Here is a 20,145-nt window from a genome sequence, read left to right as displayed (position 1 = left end):
TCACCGACGTTGGGAATTGTTATCCGGGGGTGGCCCGGCCGTGCCGCGCACGGCCGGGGGAGGGGCGCCGCCCCGCCCCGCGGCGCGCAACGGGCCCGGGGCCGCCGGATCGGCGGCCCCGGGCCCGGTCACGTGTGCGGCGGCGCGGCCGCCGGTCTCAGGCGCGGCCGCCGGTCTCAGGCGCGGGTCAGGCGCAGGGTGAGGATCTGGAACGGGCGGAGCCGGAACGCGACGGCCGGCAGGTGCCCGCTGTCGACCGGCGGCGCGTCGTCGAGCGGCGCCTCCAGCAGGTCGACCGCGACCGCCCGGTCCACCGGGAACGACGCGGTCAGGGTGCCCGACGTCCGCGCGCCCAGCGCCTCGTAGAGCCGCACCACGACGTCGCCGGAGCGGTCGTCGGCCAGCTTCACCGACTCCACCACCACCCCCGCGCCGTCGGCCTCCACCAGCGGGGCCACGGGCGACCCGCCGAGCAGGCCGCGCTCGGGCAGGTTGATGCGGTAGCCCTCGCGCACGGCGTCGTCGATGCCGGCACCGGGCACCAGGGCGTAGCCGAACCGGTGCCGCCCCTGGTCGGTCTCGGGGTCGGGGAAGCGCGGCGCGCGCAGCAGGGACAGCCGGACCGTGGTGGTGGTCCCTCCGTCGCCGCGCACGTCGCGGGTGACGTCATGGCCGTAGGTGGAGTCGTTGACGACCGCGTGGCCGTACCCGGGCTCGGCGACGTGGATCCAGCGGTGCGCGCAGGTCTCGAACTTGGCGGCGTCCCACGAGGTGTTGGTGTGGGTGGGCCGGTGGACGTGGCCGAACTGGATCTCCGACGCCGCGGAGTCGGCCCGCACGTCCAGCGGGAAGGCGACCTTGAGGATGCGCTCGCGCTCGTGCCAGTCGACCTCGGTGGTGACGTCGAGCCGCCGCGCACCGCGGCGCAGGGAGAGCACCTGGACCACAGAGGAGGAGCCGAAGGACCGCCGTACCGACACCGACGCCTTGCCGGGCCCCGCCGACACCACCGAGATCTCCTCTGCCGCCACCAGGTCGGTGACGTTGCCGCGGTAGAACGGGTCGATGTCCCAGGCGTCCCAGGCGTTGGGCAGGTCGCGGTGGAGCTGGAGGAGGTTGCCGGCGGAGCCCGGGGCGATCGCCTCGCGCCCGTTACCGAGGTCGACGACGGAGGTGATCAGCCCGCGGCCGTCGACCGTCACCCTCAGCAGGCCGTTGTCGAGCACGTGGCCGTCGCCGTCCGGGACCGCCGTGACCTCGGGGTCGGCCGTCGGCACCGCCCGGATGGCGGCCCCCAGCGCCGGGACGCCGTCGCGCTCGTGCGGGCACGGGTTGAACACGACCTCGCCGGGCGGGCCCTCGCCGGTCCCGGCGTCCGGCCCGCCGCCCAGGGCGGCCTGGGCGGACTCGATGATCCCGGTCAGCTCCTCGGCGATCTCGGCGTAGGAGCGGGCGGCCTCGCGGTGCACCCAGGCGATGGAGGAGCCCGGAAGGATGTCGTGGAACTGGTTGAGCAGCACCCGGCGCCACAGGTCGTCGAGCCGGTCGTAGGGGTAGTCCGCGCCGGTGGCCACGGCGGCGGTGGCCGCCCACAGCTCCGCCTCACGTAGCAGGTGCTCGCTGCGGCGGTTGCCCTGTTTGGTGGCGGCCTGGCTGGTGTAGGTGCCGCGGTGAAGTTCCAGGTAGAGCTCGCCGAGCCACACCGGGGCATCGGGGTACTCCGCCTCGGCGGCGGCGAAGAAGTCCTGGGGGCGCTCCAGGCGCACCCGCGGCGAGCCCTCGAGGTCGGCCAGGCGGTCGGCGCGGCCCAGCATCTCCCGGGTGGGGCCGCCGCCGCCGTCGCCGTGCCCGAACGGGGCCAGCGAGCGCGTGGCGCGGCCCTTCTCGCGGAAGTTGTCGGCGGCGTGGCCGAGCTCGTGGCCGGTCAGCTCGGCGTTGTAGGTGTCGATGGGCGGGAAGTGCGTGAAGACGCGGGTGCCGTCGATGCCCTCCCACCAGAAGGTGTGGTGGGGGAAGGTGTTGGTCTGGCTCCAGGAGATCTTCTGGGTGAGGAACCAGCGCGACCCCGACAGCTTCACGAGCTGCGGCAGGGCGGCGGAGTAGCCGAAGGAGTCGGGCAGCCACACCTCGCGGGTGTCCACGCCCAGCTCCTCGCGGAAGAACCGCTTGCCGAAGGAGAACTGCCGGGCCAGGGCCTCGGAGCCGGGCATGTTGGTGTCGGACTCCACCCACATCCCGCCCACGGGGACGAACCGGCCCTCGGCGACCCGGGCGCGTACCCGATCGAACACGCCGGGGTGGTGGTCGCGCAGCCAGGCGAGCTGCTGGGCCTGCGACATCGCGAAGACCAGGCCGGGGTGCTCGTCCATCAGCGCGGTGACGTTGGCGGCGGTGCGGGCGACCTTGCGCACGGTCTCGCGCAGCGGCCACAGCCACGCGGAGTCGATGTGGGCGTGGCCCACCGCCGACAACCGGTGCGCGCTCCGCTCGGCGGGTGCCGCCAGAACGGGGGCGAGGGGCGCGCGGGCCGCGGCGGCGGTGCCCGGGACGTCGCCGGGGTCGAGCCGGTCGAGGCAGGCGGCGACGGCCCGCAGGATCTCCCAGCGCCTCGGGGACTGCGCCGGCAGCCGGTGCATCAGCCCGCTCAGGACCTCCAGGTCCAGGCTGAGCCCCCACACCTCCTCGTCGAAGACGGCGAGGTCGGCGCGGGCCAGCCGGTACTGCGGGGCGCCGTTTATGGCGGCGGGGTCGCCCAGCGACGTGGGGCGGAACCCGGCCGGGCCGAGGATCAGCGGGTTGGCGGCGGCCTCGACGTAGAAGTCGACCTCCTCGCCGCCGGCCGCAGGGGACGCCGCCCGCACCCAGAGGTTGCGGGGGTTGAGGCCCTTGAGAACGGTTCCGGAGGGGTCGTGGACCAGCCCCTCGGCCGAGAATCCGGGCTGGCCTGGGTCGAAGCCGAGGTCGATCACCGCTTCCACGCGCCGGCCCGCCCACGCGTGGGGGACCGTGCCGGTGAAGCGGAACCAGGTGGTGCCCCAGGGCGGCCCCCACGGGTCGCCGACCGCCGCCGACCGGTAGGAGGCCCGCAGCGCCTCCTTGACCGGCACCGGCTCTTCGGGAACGTCCCACCGTGACACCCGCAGCGGTACCGAGACCGGATGGACCGATGTCCAGATCCGCTCGCCCAGCACCCGCTCCAAGCGGTGTTCCACCAACTCATGGTCGTCGTGCATGGAACGCTCCGTAACATCGGCGGCCTTTGGGTACGTTCCCAAGGGGCCGGTCGGAAAGTCAAGAATGCGGATGAACCGGCCGGTGAATTCCTGGGTGCACCACCACCGGAAACCGCGGCGCAGCACCGGGTGGGGCGGGCACCACCGGTATGCGTAGCGCTGGCGTTGCAGACACGGCGACGTCCGTCGGCAAGACTGGGTACCCGGGTTCGGCGGAGGCGGAATGGAAGAGCAGGGCGGATGCACAGGCTGATCAACCAGGTACGCCCGTATGCGTGGGGGGCCAAGGACGCCATTCCCCGCCTGCTCGGCACGCCGCCCGACGGCCGCCCCCAAGCGGAGCTGTGGCTGGGCGCCCACCCCGGTGCGCCCAGCATCCTCGTCACCGGCGGCGGGCGGGCCTCGTTCGAGGAGGTCATCGCCGCTGCGCCCGACGACGTCCTGGGCGCGCGGACGGTCGGCCGGTTCGGCCCGCGCCTGCCGTTCCTGCTGAAGGTGCTGGCCGCCGAGGAGCCGCTGTCGCTCCAGGTGCACCCCGACGCCGCGCGCGCCCGCGCCGGGTTCGACGCCGAGGAGACCGCGGGCATCCCCATCGGCGCCCCCGACCGCAACTACCGCGACCCGCAGGCCAAGCCCGAGCTGGTGTTCGCCCTGGAGACCTTCGAGGCGCTGTGCGGGTTCCGCGACCCCGCCGCCGCCCACGCCGATCTGGCGCCCCTGCGCGGCGAGCTCGCCGCCATCCTCCGCGGCGACCTGTCCGACCCCGACCCGCACCGCGCCCTGCGCGCCGCCCTGACCCGGCTGCTCACCCTCGGCTGCGACGAGCGCGGACCGCTGCTGGCCGACTTCGTCACCGAGTGGGCCGCGTCGGGCCGCGGGCGGCACTACGACACCATCAACGAGCTGGCCGAACGTTACCCGGGCGACCCCGGTGCCGTCGCCGCGCTGCTGCTCAACCGGGTCACCCTGCGCCCCGGCGAGGCGCTGTTCCTGCCGGCCGGCAACGTCCACGCCTACCTGCGCGGGACCGCCGTGGAGATCATGGCCAGCTCCGACAACGTCCTCAGAGCGGGGCTCACCGGCAAGCACGTCGACACCGGCGAGCTGCTCAACGTGGTGGACTTCTCGGTGCTGCCCATCCCCTTCACCGAACCGGTCCGGGTCGATGGCCGCAGCGAGTTCCGGCCCGGTGTGCCCGACTTCGCCCTGGCGACCCTCGGCCCCGGGCCGGTCGACGCCCACCTTCCGGGCGGGGTGCCGTCGGTGGTGCTCGCCCTCGAGGGCGGCGCCGACCTCAAGGCCGAGACCGGGGAGGCGCTCACCCTGCGGCGCGGGCAGTCGGTGTTCGTCCCGGCGGCCGCCGGCCGCGTGGAGATCCTCGGCGACGGCCACCTCGTCGCCGCCACGGTCGGGGACTGAGGCCCGGGGTGGGTCGGCGGGCCGGGGGCGCCGCTACGCTGGGGTGCCCGCCCGATGAACGGCAACGACAATGGGGGAACCCCGATGGCGCTCGAGCGTCCCGAAATCGACTACATCGACGGCCCGCCGCCGCAGAAACTGGAGGTCACCGACCTCACCATCGGCGAAGGCGCCCAGGCCGGCCACGGCAAGACGGTCGACGTGCACTACGTGGGGGTCTCCTTCTCCACCGGCGAGGAGTTCGACGCCTCGTGGAACCGCGGCGAGCCCCTGAGCTTCACGCTCGGTGCGCGCCAGGTCATCCCCGGCTGGGAGCAGGGCGTCCTGGGCATGCGCGTCGGCGGCCGGCGCAGGCTGGTCATCCCGCCGGAGCTGGCCTACGGCTCGCGCGGCGCCGGAGGCAAGATCAAGCCCAACGAGACCCTCGTCTTCGTCGTGGACCTGGTCGGCGTCGGCTAAGGGCGCCGGAGCGACGGCCCGCCGCCGTCGGGACGGCCGCGGACCCCGCCGCCGTCCGGCCGCCGCGGGCGGCCCTAGTGCGGCGCCGGGTGTCAGCGGCCGTCGCCGGGCGGCCGGTGGCACAGGTAGCCGGCCACGGTGCCGTCGGGGTGGCGCTGGGGGATGATGACTTCCGCGCCTTCGGCGGCGATCCGGTCGAAGTAGGGCCGCATCCCGTCCAGCAGCCGGGCCTCCGCGGTGTCGCGGAAGGGGCGCAGCGCCTCCTCGTCGCCCTCGATCAGCAGGTAGCGGCCCACCACCGCCGAACGCAGCCGGGCGGCCGGGAACGCGGACCGCTCGCGGGCCCTCGCCCCCTCTCTGCGCTCATAGCGCGCGATCCCCGATTCCAGCGCCCCGGGGGGCACGAACACGCGGATGAGCGCGCGGCGGAGCGCGGCCGGGCCGGCCGCGCCGCCGCGCGTGCGCAGGTCTGGGGCGTGATGCTGTTCGTCCATGGTCAAGCAGCATCATCCGTCGGCCGCACCCGCAACGGCGTGCACCCCGGCGAATTCCGCGTGCCGCCCCCGGAGGCGACTGCTCGGCCGCGGCGCGCACCTCCATGCCACGACCGGACAGGGGGCGGCTCCGGGTACCGCGGGCGGGCGTGGGAACCTTCGGACATGAACGGTGATGCCGAAGAGCGGGCCGCGGAGTTCGAGGGGCTGCGGCCCCGCCTCTTCGCCATCGCCTACCGGATGCTGGGGTCGGCGAGCGAGGCCGAAGACGCCGTACAAGACGCCTACCTGCGGTGGAACGCGGCCGACACGTCCGCGATCGAGGTGCCCGCGGCCTGGCTCACCACCGTGCTGACCAATCTGTGCCTCACCCGGCTCACCTCGGCACGGGCGACTCGTGAGCACTATGTCGGCGCGTGGCTGCCCGAACCCGTGCTGACCGGTACGCCGGCGGCGGGCGGCCCCGGAATCGGGCCGCTGGAGACCGCCGAGCAGCGCGAATCGGTGTCGCTCGCCCTGCTCTCGCTCATGGAGCGGCTCACCCCGGCCGAACGCGCCGTGTTCGTGCTGCGCGAGGCCTTCGCCTACCCGCACTCCGACATCGCCGGGATCCTGGGCATCACGCCCGAGGCGTCGCGCCAGCTCTACCGCAGGGGGCGGCAGCGGGTCGCCGAGGACCGGCGCCGCTTCGAGCCGTCGGAGCGGCGGTGGCACGACGTCGTCGAGAAGTTCCTCGACGCGGCGCGCGGCGGCGACATCGCCGCTCTGGAAGCGCTCCTGGCCGAGGACGCCGTCTCCTGGTCCGACGGCGGCGGCAAGGTCAGGGCCGCGCGACACCCCGTCCACGGCCGGCAACGGGTCGCGCGCCTGCTGGCCGGGATCGCGGGCCAGGCCACCCGGGACCACACGATCGGACTCGCCGAGGTCAACGGCGTCCCGGCGATCCTGGTGCTCCTCGACGGGGAGCCGGCCGCGGTGCTGGCGCCCGAGGTCGTCGACGGCCGCGTGGCGGCCATCCGGTCGACGGTCAACCCCGACAAGCTGGCCTTCCTCGCACGACAGCTGCGTTCGGAGGGCTGAGCGGCCGGCCGTGCCCCTGCGATGGCCGGACCCGGTCATCGGCCCGGACCACCGGGGGCGATACCGCCCCGATGGACGGCCGGCAGGGCGGGGCCGGCGGGTAGGGGGGACGAGCCCCTCGGCGCGGGTGTAAGCCACCTCACACCGGGGTGCGTCACGTTCGTCCCCGCTCGGCGGTTCAGGTCATGGCGCACCGATCCGGGGCGCCGGGACTCCGGGTGACCGGAAGGAAGGACCGCGATCATGGAACACAACGTGGTGGTCATCGGCGCGGGGTATGCGGGGCTGTCGGCGGCGGTGCGCGCGGCACGGGCCGCCGGGCGCGTCCGCGTGACCCTCGTCAACGAGCGCGAGCACTTCGTCGAGCGGATCCGGCTGCACGAGGTCGCCGCCGGGCGGCGACCCACCGGCCGGCCGCTGCGCACGGTGCTCAAGGGCACCGGCGTCTCCCTCGCCGTCGGCCGCGTCACGGACATCGACACCGAACGGCAACGGGTTCGCCTGACCGGCGCGGACGGCGACCGGGAGATCGGCTACGACACGCTCGTCTACGGGCTCGGCAGCGGCGCCGACACCTCCTCGGTCCCCGGGGCGGCCCGCTACGCGCACACCCTGGCCGGGCTCGGCCCCGCCCAGGCCCTCGGGGACGTGCTGCCGCGCCTGGCGGCGGAACGGGCGACGGTGGCCGTCGTCGGCGGCGGGCTCACCGGGATCGAGACCGCGGCCGAACTCGCCGAGGCACGGCCGGGGCTCCGGGTGCGCCTGGTCACCCGGAGCGAGGTGGGCGCCGGGTTCTCCCCGCGCGGGCGGCGGCACCTGCTGCGCGTCCTGGACCGGCTCGGCGTCGCGGTGACGGAGAACGCGGAGGTCGCCGAAGTCCGGGCCGACGGGGTCGTGCTCGCCGACGGCTCCGAGATCCCCGCCGGCGCCACTGTGTGGACGGCCGGGCACACGGTGCCCGCGCTCGCACGCGCCGCCGGGATCGAGGTCGACGCCGCCGGGCGGGTGATCGTCGACGGCACCCAGCGCTCGGTCTCCCATCCCGATGTGTACGCGGTGGGCGACGCCGCTCGGGCGGCCGGGCCCGGCGGGCGTCCACTGCGCATGTGCTGCGCGGCCGGGCTGCCCATGTCGTTCGAGGCGGCCCGTGCCATCACCGCCCGCAGTGCCGCGCGCGAGCCGCGCGACCTGCGGTTCCGCTACTACCTCCGGTGTGTGAGCCTGGGCCGGCGCGACGGCCTCGTCCAGTTCGTGGCGCCCGATGACACCCCGCACCCGGTGGTCATCACCGGCCGCGCTGCGGCCCTGGTGAAGGAGACGGTTGTCCGCGGCGCCGCCGCGTTCTCCCGCGGGGCGACCCTCCCACCGGCCCGCCGCCCTCGAACGCCCGTCCCGCACATGGCAGAGGAGGGGGCGCCCTTCCCGACCGCTTGATCCCGGCCGACGGTGAGGCGGCGCCGTCAGCGCAGGCCGAGGCGGGCCGCGGCGGTGTCCCACGGGGTGGTGGAGGCGGCGGGGGTGTAGGTGCGTAGGTCCTGGGTGTCGTGGACGAGGGCGCGCAGGGACGCCAGGTCGTCGGCGACGCCCGCTGCGCGGGCCTGGACGATGATGTTGCCGACCGCCGTGGCCTCCGCCGGTCCGGCCACCACCGGCACGCCCAGGGCGTCGGCCGTCCACTGGCACAGCAGCTCGTTGCGTGCGCCGCCGCCGACCAGGTGCACGACCTCCAGCTCCCGCCCCGCGAGTTCTGCGGCGCGGCGCAGGGTGTCGCGGTGGGCCAGCGCCAGGCTCTCCAGGACGCAGCGCAGCACGGCGCCGCGCCCCTTCGGGACCGGCTGCCCGCTCTCGCGCAGCGCCTCGGCGATCCGCGCCGGCATGTCGCCCGGGGCTAGGAAGCGGGCATCGCCCGCGTCGATCAGCGCTGCGAACGGCGCGGCGCGGGCCGCCTCCGCGAGCAGCCCCGGCAGGGCGTCGGCGCCCAGGCCCCAAGTGCGCAGGCTCTCCTGCACCAGCCACAGCCCCATGATGTTGCGCAGGAACCGGGTGGTGCCGTCCACGCCCAGCTCATTGGTGAAGTTCGCCGCCCGGGCCTCCTCGGTGACCACCGGTCCGGGCAGCTCCAGGCCCGCCAGCGACCAGGTGCCGCAGGAGATGTAGCCGAAGCGCTCGGTGCGGGCCGGGACACCGGCGACGGCCGACGCGGTGTCGTGCGAGGCCACGGCCGTCACGACCGTGTCCGCCAGCCCCGTTTCGGCGGCGGCCTCCGGTAGCAGCGGCCCGAGGCGCGTCCCCGGCCGCACCAGCGCGGGCAGCAGCGACGCCGGTACCCCCACGGCGGAGGTCAGCTCACCGGACCACTCCAGCGCCGTCACGTCCAGCAGCCCGGTGGTCGACGCATTGGTGATCTCCGCGCCGCGCGACCCGGTCAGCCAGTAGGCGAGCAGATCGGGGACGAGCAGCAGCACGTCGGCGGCGCCGAACTGGGGCGTCGCCCGCGCGGCGGCGAGCTGGAAGACGGTGTTGAACGGCTGGAATTGCAGCCCGTTGCGCGCGTAGAGCGCCTCCGCCCCGATGTCGGCGACGACCCGCGGCGCCACCTCCGCCGTCCGCTCGTCGCGGTAGTGGAAGGGCAGCCCCAGCAGCGCGCCCGACCGGTCGAGCAGCCCGTAGTCGACCGCCCATGCGTCGATGCCCACCGAGCCGGGGGCGTGCGCGGCGGCGGCCCGCAGCCCGTCGAGGACCCCGCGGTACAGGCCGGTCACGTCCCAGTGCAGGCCGCTGGGCAGCCGCAGCGGGCGGTTGGGGAACCGGTGGACCTCGGTCAGCTCCAAGGTGCCGGAGCCGACACGGCCAACGACGACGCGTCCACTGGACGCACCGAGGTCGACGGCGGCAACGGTGGCGGGAGAGGGCACGGTAGGCCTTCCTTCGGCGATCGGTGTAGCGCGTGATGCGCCCGCGCCCCGTCCCCCGGGGCCGCGGGCGGGGCCGAGCGGGGGGAGTTGTCCACAGCTCACGGATCGCCGTGGCGCGGGGTGCGGGGGTTCGGTTGGATATCAGGTGAGGCGACGATTCGGTCGTCGGACGGTCGGCTGAGGAGGGCTCGGTGGATCTCACGGGTGCAGGGGTGCTGACGGCCCACCGATCCCGCTGCGGCCGGGACCGCCTGCGGCGGTCCGATGTCACGGCGGTGTGTGGGCCGTCCGTTCCGGCCCGGGCGGAGCCTCAGGTGGCGGCATGGGTGTCTTCGCTGGTCGTGAGGGTTCTGCGGCGCCTCGGCCGATCATGGGTCCCGGCGCCGGCCCGGATCGGGCCGGCGCTGTCGGATGGCGGGTTCGGTTCTGCGGCCGAACGGCCGGCCAGGGAGGGTTCGGCGGATCGCGCGAGGGCAAGGGAGTCGGCGACTCCCCGGTGCCGCTGCGGCCGGGTGTATCCGCAGGCGTTCACGCCGCGGCGATCCGCTGACGTGGCGGTGGGCGCGCCGTCCGTTCCGGGCCGGGTGGAGCCTCAGGTGGTGGCATGGGGGTCCTTGCTCTTCGAGGGGCCTGTGTGGTCGGCCGGGCGGTCGTGGGCTCCGGTGCCGGACCGGGGTGGTGCCGGCGAAGCCTCCCGGGTGTCAGCGGAGGAACGCCGCCGCCACCCCCGCGTCCACCGGGATGTGGAGGCCGGTCGTGTGGCTGAGCTCTCCGCAGGTCAGGGCATAGACCGCGTTGGCCACGTGGTCGGGCAGGACCTCTCGCTTGAGGAGGGTCCGCTGGGCGTAGAACGCGCCCAGCTCCTCCTCGGGGACCCCGTAGACCGCCGCGCGCTTGGCGCCCCATCCGCCCGAGAAGATCCCCGAACCCCGCACCACGCCGTCGGGGTTGATCCCGTTGACCCGCACCCCGTGCCCGCCCAGTTCGGCGGCGAGCAGCCGCACCTGGTGGGCCTGGTCCGCCTTGGCCGCACCGTAGGCCACGTTGTTGGGACCCGCGAACACCCCGTTCTTGCTGGAGATGTAGACGATGTCGCCGCCCATCCCCTGGGCGACGAGCACCCGTGCGGCCTCCCGCGCCACCAGGAAGGAGCCGCGCGCCATCACCCCGTGCTGGACGTCCCAGTCGGCCTCGGTGGTCTCCAGCAGCGGCTTGGAGATCGACAGCCCCGCGTTGTTGACCACCAGGTCCACGCCGCCGAACGCCAGCACCGCCGCCCGCACGGCCTCGGCGATCTGCCCGGCGTCGGTGACATCGACGGTCACGGCGACCGCGGCGTCGTCCCCGCCGATCTCCGCGGCCACCTTCGCCGCCGCGCCGGCGTCGCGGTCGGCCACCACGACACACGCCCCCTCGGCGGCCAGCCGCAGGGCCACGGCCCGGCCGATCCCCGACCCCCCGCCGGTCACCAGCGCCACCCGCGACGCCAGCGCCTTGGGCTTGGGGCGCCGCTGGAGCTTGGCCTCCTCCAGCGCCCAGTACTCGATCCGGAACTTCTCCGACTCCGGGATCGGCGCGTAGGCCGAGATCGTCTCGGCGCCGCGCATCACGTTGATCGCGTTGACGTAGAACTCCCCGGCCACCCGCGCCGTCTGCTTGTCGGCGCCGAAGGAGAACATGCCCACCCCCGGCACCAGCACGATCGCCGGGTCGGCGCCGCGCATGGCGGGCGAGGAGTCCGGCTCCGCGTGGCGCTCGTAGTAGGCGCGGTAGTCCTCGCGGTAGGCGGCGTGCAGCTCGCCGAGGCGCTCCACCGCCTCCTCCAGCGGGGCGTCGGGGGCGGTGTCCAGCACCAGCGGGCGCACCTTGGTCCGCAGGAAGTGGTCCGGGCAGGAGGTGCCCAGCGCCGCCAGCCGCGGATGCTCGGCGCGGGCCAGGAAGTCCAGCACCGCGTCGCTGTCGGTGTAGTGCCCCACCTGGGGCCGGTCGGTCGAGGCCAGCCCGCGCACCACCGGCAGCAGGGCCGCCGCGCGTGCGTGCCGCTCCGCTTCGGGCAGCGGGGCCAGGGCCGCGACCTCGGCGCCGAACGGGTGGGGCCGCCCCTCGCCGCGCTCCGCGATGAACGCCTCAGCGGTGCGGATGATCTCCAGCGCGTTGCGCTCGCAGGTGTCGCTGTCGTCGCCCCACGCCGTGATCCCGTGGCCGCCGAGGATCACCCCGATCGCCCCGGGGTTGGCGCGCTTGATCGCGGCGATGTCCAGGCCCAGCTGGAAGCCGGGCCGGCGCCACGGCACCCAGGCCACCCGGTCGCCGAAGCATTCGGCGGTGAGCCGTTCGCCGTCGGCCGCGCACGCCAGCGCGATCCCGGAGTCGGGGTGCAGGTGGTCCACGTGCGCCGCCTCCACCAGGCCGTGCATCGCGGTGTCGATCGAGGGTGCCGCGCCGCCCTTGCCGTGGGCGCAGTAGTCGAACGCCGCGACCATCTCGTCCTCGCGCTCCACCCCCGGGTAGACCCCGGTGAGCGCGCGCAGCCGGTCCAGCCGCAGCACCGCCAGCCCCGCTTCGGTCAGCGTCCCGAGGTCGCCGCCCGACCCCTTCACCCACATCAGCTCCACGGGCTCGCCCGTCACCGGGTCGGTCGCCTCGCCCTTGGCCGACGCGTTGCCGCCGGCGTAGTTGGTGTTGCGCGGGTCGGCACCCAGCCGGTGCGAGCGGTCCAGCAGCGCGGCGACCTCGTGATGGGTCTGCTCGGTCATGTCGTCGTCCCCTGGGGAAATCGGTGTCGGATACCGGGGCGCCGGGCGCCCCGTGGTCGTGCCGGGGTGCGGTATCGCTCAGGCCCCCCAGCCGGCCTGCTGCCCGCCCACGCGCTCGGCGTCGATGCGCTCCTGGTACCCCGATCGGGCGAAGGCGGCCATCGGGTCGGGGTCGAGCCCCTGCCCGGCGCGGAGGTCGGCCAGGAACGGCCGGACATCAGTGTTGTAGGCGTCCATCAGCACCGCGTTGGCCCCAAGGACGTCCCCCGCCAGCTGCGCCGCCTCCAGCGCCCCGGCATCGACCATCAGCGCCTTGGCGGTCGCCTCCTGCACATTGAGCACCGAGCGGATCTGCCCGGGGATCTTCGGCTCGATGTTGTGGCACTGGTCGAGCATGAACGCGATCCCCGACGACGGCAGGTGGCCGCCGCCCCGCACCACCTCGTACATGATCCGGAACAGCTGGAAGGGGTCGGCCGCGCCCACCATCAGGTCGTCGTCGGCGTAGAACCGCGAGTTGAAGTCGAACCCGCCGAGCTTGCCCTCGCGCATCAGGAACGCCACGATGAACTCGATGTTGGTGCCCGGCGCGTGGTGCCCGGTGTCGACCACCACCTGCGCCTTGTCGCCCAGCTTCACGCAGTGGGCGTAGGCCGTGCCCCAGTCGGGCACGTCGGTGGTGTAGAACGCGGGCTCGAACAGCTTGTACTCCAGCAGGAACCGCTGCCCCTCGCCCAGCCGGTCGCGAACGGCCGTGAGCGCCTCCGACAGCCGGTCCTGGCGGGCTCGGATGTCGTCCTGGCCGGGGTAGTTGGTGCCGTCGGAGAACCACAGCTTGAGGTCGGTGGAGCCCGTGGCGTCCATGATGTCCACGCAGGCCAGCAGGTGGTCCAGGGCCTTGCGGCGCACCTTGGCGTCGGGGTGGGTGACGCTGCCGAGCATGTAGTCGTCGTCCTGGAAGACGTTGGAGTTGATCGCCCCCACCCGCACGCCCAGGTCGCGGGCGTGGGCGGCGAGCGCCGAGTAGTCCTCCACCGTGTCCCACGGGATGTGCAGCGCCACGCTGGGCGCGATACCGGTGTAGCGGTGCACCTGCGCGGCGTCGGCGATCTTCTCCTGCGGCGTGCGGGGGACTCCGGCGCGGGCGAACACCTTGAACCGGGTGCCGCTGTTGCCGAACGCCCAGGAGGGGAGCTCGATGGCCTGCTGCCGGAGAGCTGAGGCGACGTCGCCGAGGTCGGTCATGGGGACTCCTTCGCACATTGCGGTCTCAGGGGAGGGGACGGGCCGTCCGGGCCCGGCCGCCGCTTCAGCGGGCGGCGGCCGGCGCCGCTGGGGGCGGGCGGCAGGTGAATCGATTCATCTCAAACGAGCCCTACTCCAGGTGGAAGACCTCGGCGAGCGGCACCATGCCCTCGTCCGGGCGGCCGTCCAGCCCCTCGAAGAACGGAGCCATCTCGGCCTGCCAGCGGGCGTTGACCTCCGTCCGCGCCATGGCCTCCTGCGCCGCGGCGAAGTCGTCGGTCTCCAGGTAGCCCACGAGCAGGCCGTCGGGCCGGCAGAACAGCGAGTAGTTGCGCCACCCGGCATCGCTCAGCGCGGCCAGCATGTCCGGCCACACCTCGGCGTGCCGCTCGCGGTACTCCGCGAGCCGGTCCTCGCGGACCTTCAGCAGGAAGCAGACGCGCTGCATGCCACCCGTCCTTTCGTGCCGTCAGAAGTCGTAGTCGTCGACGTTGTCGGCGTTGAACACGGTCGGTGGGCCGAGCACGACCTCGCCGTCGGCCCCGACCGTGTACTCGCCCAGGCGCCCGGCCTCGAAGGTCTCGCCCTCGGCCCCGGTGATCTGCCCGGCCGACAGCGCGGCCCCGGCGTAGGCGGCCAGGTACCCCAGGTCCTTGGGGTCCCACAGCGCGAACTCCTCGACCGTGCCGTCCTTGACGTATTCGTTCATCTGGTTGGGCGTGCCCAGGCCGGTCAGCGCCACCTCGCCCTTGTAGTCCGAGGCGCTCAGGTAGCGCGCCGCGGCGGCGATGCCGACCGTGGTCGGCGACACCACGCCCGCGAGATCGGGGTGGCTCTGCAACAGCCCCTGCATCTCCTCGAACGACTTCTGGTCGTCGTCGTTGCCGTAGACCGTGTCGACCACCTCGATGCCGGCGTACTCCTCCTTCTGGAGCTCCTCCTCCATCAGCTCCAGCCAGGTGTTCTGGTTGGTGGCGTTGGGGGTCGCCGACAGGAACGCGATCTCGCCCTCGCCGCCGATCTGCTCGGCGATCATCTCGATCTGGATCGCCGCGATGTCCGCTGCCGTCGCCTGGTTGATGAAGATGTCGCGGCAGTCGGGGTCGGTGTCGGAGTCGTAGGCCACGACCGCCGCGCCCGCCTGGCGGGCCTGGTTCAGGGCGCTGCACACCGCGTTGGGGTCGTTGGCGGCGATCACGATGACGTCGCTGCCCTGCTGGCTGAGAGTGTTGACGTAGCTGACCTGCGACGACGCCGACGCCTCGGAGGGGCCGACCTCCTTGTACTCCCCGCCCAGCTCCGTCACCGCCTCCTCGCCGCCGGTGTTGGCGTAGGTCGAGTACGGGTTGTTGAGCTGCTTGGGCAGGAAGCTGATGGCCAGGCCCTCGGGGATCTCCGCGTCGGGGTCGGCCTCTCCGGCGGCTCCCTGGCCGCCGGACTCCTCGGCGTCGCCGCGCGTGGTGCCACCGCAGGCGGCACTGGCCAGCAGCACGCCGGCGACGGCCGTGGCGGTCACGCCGTACCTGATCCGGGTCGGCCGTGTCGGCCGGGATCGCAACATTGAGCTCACCTCGTGTTCGTGCAAGGGGACGGGTGGAGGGCGGCGGCCGGTCAGGTCCGGGCCGGCGGCGCCGCGGGTCTGCGCCGCCACTCCCGGATCCGCGCCAGCGCGTTGGGCAGGACCACCGAGACCACCAGCAGCAGCCCGGTGACGATGGACAGCACATCGGAGGACACATCAGCGAGCTGGAGGGCGTTGCGGACCGTGCCCAGCAGCAGCACGCCCCCTACGACACCGAGCAGCGTGCCGCTGCCGCCGAAGATCGACACCCCGCCGAGCAGCACCGCGGCGACCACCGACAGCTCCAGCCCTGAGGCGTTGTCGGCCCGCGCGCTGCCGTACTGGAGCGTCCAGAACACCCCGGCCAGCGCCGCGACGGCGCCCGACACGGTGAACAGCCACATCTTGGTCGCGCGCACCGCGATCCCGGAGAACCGGCCGGCCTCGTCGTTGCTGCCGATGGCGTACAGGGCGCGCCCCACGGGGGTGGCGTGCAGGACCACGCCGAACACCACGGCCAGCCCGGCGATCAGCAGCGCGACCCAGGGGACGTCGGTCCCGGGCAGCCGGGCCGTGGCCCCGCCGGTCCAGGAGAACGGGAAGTCGGCGACCGCCCGGTCGCCCAGCACGACGTAGGCCAGCCCCCGGTACATCGCCATGGTGCCGATGGTGACCGCCAGCGAGGGCAGTCCCACCACCGTCACCAGCACGCCGTTGACCGCGCCCAGCACCGCGCCCAGCACCAGGCACAGGGGCACGATGGTCTCCAGCGGCACCCCCATGACCCACAGCTGCCCCATGGCGGCGCTGGTCAGCCCCAGGGTGCTGGCCACGCTCAGGTCGATCTCGCCGGTGATGACCACCAGCGTCATCGGCAGCGCGATCAGCGCGATGCAGGCGATGTCCAGGACCAGGAAACCGCCGTTGCGCCCGCTGGCGAACCCCTCGACGAACAGGGAGGCGGCCAGCACCGACACCAGCAGCGCCCCGATGACCGAGGTCTCGCGCGCCGCGAGGACGCGGCGCAGGGCCGGCCGGGTGCCGGGCGGGCGCGGCCCCGAGGGGGCGGTGCCGGCGGCCGGCGCGCCGATGTCAGGCGCCATGGGATCCACCTCCCCGGAGCCGGCGGGCGGTGCGCACCGCCAGCAGCCGGTCCAGTCCGATCGCGACGAGGATGAGCAGGCCCACCACCGCCTGCTGCCAGAACGAGTCGATCCGCAGCATCGGCAGCGCGGCGCCGATGGTGGTGAGCAGCAGGGCGCCCAGCGCGGCGCCGTAGACGGTGCCGCTGCCGCCGAAGATCGCCACCCCGCCCACGACGGCGGCGGCCACGACCTCCAGTTCCAGGCCCGTGCCCACGGTCGCGTCGAGCGTGCCGAACCGGGCGGCGTAGAGCACCCCGGCCAGCCCGGCGAGCGCGCCGTTGACCACGAAGGGCAGGAAGACCCGCCGGTCCACGGGGATGCCGCTGAGCCGCGCCGCGTTCGGCTCGGAGCCGACGGCGTAGAGCTCGCGCCCACTGCGGTAGGACCCCAGGTACCAGCCCGCGGCCAGCACGACCGCCAGCGCGATCAGTGCCGGAACGGGGATCCCGAGCACCGTCGTGCGGCCCAGGCCCAGGAACGCGGCGGGCATGTCGGCGGCGTTGATCTGCCGGCCCGACGCCCACCAGTAGTCGACGCCGCGGAACATGTAGAGCGTGCCCAGCGTGACCACCAGGGCCGGGACCCGCGCGGCGGCCACCAGGACGCCGTTGACCACGCCGCACACGGTGCCGACCAGCACCCCGGCCAGCGCCACCACCGGCAGCGGCAGCCCGGGCAACGACACGAACAGCGTGCCCACGGCGAACGCCGACAGCCCCAGGACCGACCCCACCGACAGGTCGACGTTGCGGGTGATGAGGACCATCGACTGGCCCACCGCGAGGATGGTCAGCAGGGTCGCGCCCAGCAGCAGGTCGCGGATGTTCTGCCCGGATAGGAAGTTGGGGTTGTAGGCCGTGGTCGCGGCCACCAGCAGCACCAGGGCCAGCAGGATGCCCAGCTCGCGGACCTGCCGGATCCGCCGTCCGGCAGCGGGGTCCGCGCCCCCGTGCTCCCCGGCGGGCGCGGCGGCAGCGGGGGCGCTCACCGCGCACCCCCTCGTGCCCCCGTCGCCGCGTACATGACGGACTCCTCGGTCGCCTCGTCCCGGGAGAGCCCGGCGGTGATCCGCCCCTCGTGCATGACCAGGACGCGGTCGGCCATGCCGAGGACCTCCGGCAGCTCGCTGGAGACCATGACGACCGCCAGCCCCTGCCCGGCCAGCTCCGACAGCAGCCGGTGCACCTCCGCCTTGGTCCCGACGTCGATGCCCCGGGTCGGCTCGTCGACGATGAGCACCCGCGGCTCGGTGGCCAGCCACTTCGCCAGCACGACCTTCTGCTGGTTGCCGCCCGAGAGCGTGGAGACGGGCTCGGTGAACAGCCCCGACCGCAGGCTCAGCCGCTCGGCCCAGGCCCGCGTGGCCCGCTCCTCGGCGCTGCGGCGCAGCAGCCCGAACCGGCTCAGCCGCCACCGCCGTGTCAGGGTGGCGTTGCGCGCGATCGACGCCTCCATGACCAGCCCCTGCTGGCGGCGGTCCTCGGGGACCAGCGCCACCCCGGCGGCCATCGCGGCGGCGGGCCGCCCTGGCGCCAGCGCGCGGCCGGCCACGCGCACCGTCCCGGAGTCGTAGCGGTCCACGCCGAACACGGCGCGCACCACCTCGCTGCGCCCGGCCCCCACGAGCCCGGCCAGCGCGACGATCTCGCCGGCGTGCACGGTGAAGGAGACGTCGGAGAACACCCCCCGACGGGTCAGCCCGGCCACCTCCAGGACGGGCGCGCCCCGCTCGGCGTCCTGCTTGGGGTAGAGGGTGCCGACGTCGCGGCCGACCATCCGGCGCACCACGGTGTCGACGGTCAGCGCCGCCACCGGGTCGGTCGAGATGTGCCGGCCGTCGTGCATCACCGTGATGCGGTCGCACAGCGCGAAGACCTCGTCGAAGCGGTGCGAGATGAACAGCACCGCCGCGCCGTCGTCGCGCAGCGAGCGCGCGACGGAGAACAGCCGCTCCACCTCGACCCCCGACAGCGCCGCCGTGGGCTCGTCCATGACCAGCACCCGCGCGTCGAGGGACATGGCCTTGGCGATCTCCACGAGCTGCTGGTCGGCGATGGAGAGGCCGCGGGCGGGCCGATCGGGGGCGATGCGCACGCCCAGCCGGGCGAACAGCCGGTCGGTGGCGGCGTGCATGGCCGCGCGGTCGATCCGCCGCCCGCGGGCCAGGGGCTGGCGGCCCATGAAGATGTTCTCGGCCACCGAGAGGTCGGGGAAGAGCGTCGGCTCCTGGTAGATGACGGCGACGCCCGCGCGCCGGGCGTCGGCGGGGGCGGCGAAGACGGTGGGGCGCCCGTCGACCTCGACGTGCCCCTGGTCGGGGCGGTGCACGCCCGCGATCGTTTTCACCAGCGTGGACTTGCCCGCCCCGTTCTCGCCGCAGAGCGCGTGGATCTCGCCCGCGCGCAGCTCCAGTGAGACGCCCTGGAGGGCCGCGACCATCCCGAAGGACTTCGCCACCCCGGCCAGGGAGAGGGGCGGAGGTGCCGTCGGCGGCTGGGCGGTCACGGCGTCCTCCCATCGTTCCGGTGGAAAAACGTTTCAATTGAGGAGGACGTTAGGTGGGTCACACGCGGGCAGTCAAGGGGGGTGAGCCAACATTGCTCCCGCGTCACCATGGGTGCCGCGCCGGTCGCCGAACGCTGCTCCCTGCACCCTTCGGGCCTGACGTGCGACTCCGGCGTGCACTTCAACTGTTGACACGTTTTAATCGACCTGTGAGCATGAGCGCCCAGATCCACCGAGACCCCGGAGAAGCAGCGTTGTCCTCGACAGAAGGCGTCCGCCGGCCCGTCGGCATCAACGACGTCGCAGCCCGCGCCGGCGTGTCCCCCGGGACGGTCTCCAACGTCCTCAACCGCCCCGAGCGGGTCGCCGAAGCCACCCGGGCCCGGGTCGAGGACGCCATCCGCGACCTCGACTACGTGCGCAACTCCTCCGGCCGCAGCCTGCGCTCGGGCCGCAGCGACTCCGTGGGCCTGCTCGTCCTGGACATCACCAACCCCTTCTTCACCGAAGTCGCCCGCGGGGTCGAGGACGTGGCGGCCGGCGAGGGCCTGGCGGTCGTCCTGCTGAACTCCGCCGAACGGCAGGAGCGCCAGCAGCGCTCCCTGCGCCTGCTCGCCGAACAGCGCGCCGCCGGAGCCGTGGTCATGCCGGTCGACGGCGACACCGCCGACCTGCTGTGGCTGCGCAAGCAGGGCGTGCCCTGGGTGCTGCTCGACCGCGGCGACGTCGGCGCCGAGACCGGATGCAGCGTGGCGGTCGACAACCACGCCGGAGGGGCGGCGGCCGGGCGCCACCTCATCAACCTCGGGCACGAGCGGATCACCTACCTCAGCGGCCCCGAGGGCCTGGAGCAGTGCCGCACCCGCCTGGCCGGGCTGCGCGCCGCACTGGCCGAGTCCGGCATCGACCCCGATGAGGCCGTGCGCATCGTGCGGACCCCGCAGCTCACCGCCGAAGCCGGGGAGAAGGCGGTCGAGGGGATCCTCGCCGGCGGGCCGCGCCGGCGCCCGCAGGCGGTGTTCTGCGCCAACGACCAGCTCGCCCTGGGCGTGCTGAAGGGCCTGGGGGAGCGGGGGCTCAGCGCGCCCGCGGACTTGTCCGTTGTCGGCTACGACGACGTCGGGTTCTCCGCGCTCGTCCACCCCGGCCTCACCACGGTCGCCCAGCCCAAGTACGAGCTGGGCCGGGCCGCCATGCGGCTCCTGCTCTCGGAGCTGCACGACACCGGCCACCGGCACGAGCAGATGCGCTTCGCGCCGGAACTGGTCGTCCGCGGGTCCACCGCCGCCCTGAGGGAGTGACGGGGACCCACCCCTACCGCGGAAGGAACCCC

15 protein-coding genes are annotated in these 20,145 nt (G+C 74.1%); 5 read left to right on the top strand and 10 right to left on the bottom strand.

The window, feature by feature from the left end:
- Nucleotides 1-176: 176 nt before the first annotated feature.
- A complete protein-coding gene (locus tag ACFOVU_RS24085) occupies nucleotides 177-3,233 on the bottom strand; it encodes an alpha-mannosidase (protein ID WP_378537222.1) in 3,057 nt (1,018 codons plus the stop codon).
- A gap of 240 nt (nucleotides 3,234-3,473) precedes the next feature.
- Here ACFOVU_RS24085 and manA point away from each other — a divergent pair, with 240 nt between their 5' ends.
- Entirely contained in the window at nucleotides 3,474-4,652 is a 1,179-nt protein-coding gene (gene manA, locus ACFOVU_RS24080; RefSeq protein WP_378537221.1) for a mannose-6-phosphate isomerase, class I, read from the top strand.
- Nucleotides 4,653-4,736: 84 nt separating this feature from the next.
- A complete protein-coding gene (locus ACFOVU_RS24075) occupies nucleotides 4,737-5,111 on the top strand; it encodes an FKBP-type peptidyl-prolyl cis-trans isomerase (RefSeq protein ID WP_378538196.1) in 375 nt (124 codons plus the stop codon).
- A 92-nt stretch (nucleotides 5,112-5,203) separates the two neighbouring features.
- Here ACFOVU_RS24075 and ACFOVU_RS24070 read toward each other — a convergent pair whose 3' ends face one another.
- Nucleotides 5,204-5,605: a hypothetical protein gene (locus tag ACFOVU_RS24070; protein ID WP_378537220.1), complete on the bottom strand. Its 402-nt coding sequence runs from the start codon at nucleotides 5,603-5,605 to the stop codon at nucleotides 5,204-5,206.
- Between the two features lie 165 nt (nucleotides 5,606-5,770).
- Between ACFOVU_RS24070 and ACFOVU_RS24065 the strand changes: the two genes are divergently transcribed.
- Nucleotides 5,771-6,685, top strand: coding sequence for an RNA polymerase sigma-70 factor (locus ACFOVU_RS24065; RefSeq protein WP_378537219.1), 915 nt, complete (start codon nucleotides 5,771-5,773; stop codon nucleotides 6,683-6,685).
- A gap of 243 nt (nucleotides 6,686-6,928) precedes the next feature.
- A complete protein-coding gene (locus tag ACFOVU_RS24060; RefSeq protein WP_378537218.1) occupies nucleotides 6,929-8,119 on the top strand; it encodes an NAD(P)/FAD-dependent oxidoreductase in 1,191 nt (396 codons plus the stop codon).
- Between the two features lie 26 nt (nucleotides 8,120-8,145).
- Here the strand turns inward: ACFOVU_RS24060 and ACFOVU_RS24055 are convergent, their stop codons facing one another.
- From ACFOVU_RS24055 to ACFOVU_RS24020, 8 genes are all read right to left on the bottom strand, one after another.
- On the bottom strand, nucleotides 8,146-9,600 hold the full coding sequence (locus ACFOVU_RS24055; RefSeq protein ID WP_378537217.1) for a rhamnulokinase: 1,455 nt from the start codon (nucleotides 9,598-9,600) through the stop codon (nucleotides 8,146-8,148).
- 701 nt (nucleotides 9,601-10,301) lie between these two features.
- On the bottom strand, nucleotides 10,302-12,356 hold the full coding sequence (locus tag ACFOVU_RS24050) for a bifunctional aldolase/short-chain dehydrogenase (RefSeq protein WP_378537215.1): 2,055 nt from the start codon (nucleotides 12,354-12,356) through the stop codon (nucleotides 10,302-10,304).
- A 78-nt stretch (nucleotides 12,357-12,434) separates the two neighbouring features.
- A complete protein-coding gene (rhaI, locus tag ACFOVU_RS24045; RefSeq protein WP_378537214.1) occupies nucleotides 12,435-13,601 on the bottom strand; it encodes an L-rhamnose isomerase in 1,167 nt (388 codons plus the stop codon).
- 130 nt (nucleotides 13,602-13,731) lie between these two features.
- Nucleotides 13,732-14,049, bottom strand: coding sequence for an L-rhamnose mutarotase (locus ACFOVU_RS24040; RefSeq protein WP_378537212.1), 318 nt, complete (start codon nucleotides 14,047-14,049; stop codon nucleotides 13,732-13,734).
- 21 nt (nucleotides 14,050-14,070) lie between these two features.
- Entirely contained in the window at nucleotides 14,071-15,117 is a 1,047-nt protein-coding gene (rhaS, locus tag ACFOVU_RS24035; RefSeq protein ID WP_378537211.1) for a rhamnose ABC transporter substrate-binding protein, read from the bottom strand.
- A 95-nt stretch (nucleotides 15,118-15,212) separates the two neighbouring features.
- The gene (locus tag ACFOVU_RS24030) at nucleotides 15,213-16,265 is read right to left on the bottom strand and encodes an ABC transporter permease (RefSeq protein WP_378537209.1); all 1,053 of its coding nucleotides are present in this window, start codon (nucleotides 16,263-16,265) and stop codon (nucleotides 15,213-15,215) included.
- Nucleotides 16,255-17,295 carry an ABC transporter permease gene (locus ACFOVU_RS24025; RefSeq protein ID WP_378537207.1) on the bottom strand — a complete coding sequence of 347 codons (1,041 nt, stop codon included), beginning with the start codon at nucleotides 17,293-17,295 and terminating at the stop codon, nucleotides 16,255-16,257. The genes ACFOVU_RS24030 and ACFOVU_RS24025 overlap by 11 nt, the downstream gene beginning before the upstream one ends.
- Nucleotides 17,292-18,746, bottom strand: a complete 1,455-nt coding sequence (locus ACFOVU_RS24020; RefSeq protein ID WP_378538195.1) for a sugar ABC transporter ATP-binding protein — start codon at nucleotides 18,744-18,746, stop codon at nucleotides 17,292-17,294. Before ACFOVU_RS24020 ends, ACFOVU_RS24025 begins: the two co-directional genes overlap by 4 nt.
- A 320-nt stretch (nucleotides 18,747-19,066) precedes the next feature.
- Between ACFOVU_RS24020 and ACFOVU_RS24015 the strand changes: the two genes are divergently transcribed.
- Nucleotides 19,067-20,113 (top strand): LacI family DNA-binding transcriptional regulator, encoded by a 1,047-nt coding sequence (locus ACFOVU_RS24015; RefSeq protein ID WP_378537206.1) that lies wholly within the window; start codon nucleotides 19,067-19,069, stop codon nucleotides 20,111-20,113.
- The last annotated feature ends 32 nt before the right edge of the window (nucleotides 20,114-20,145 follow it).

This window comes from Nocardiopsis sediminis, assembly GCF_042650565.1.
Classification (GTDB): Bacteria; Actinomycetota; Actinomycetes; order Streptosporangiales; family Streptosporangiaceae; genus Nocardiopsis_B; species Nocardiopsis_B sediminis.
The sequence above is the reverse complement of the archived record's forward strand: the minus strand, read 5'-3'. Positions and strand labels throughout refer to the sequence as shown.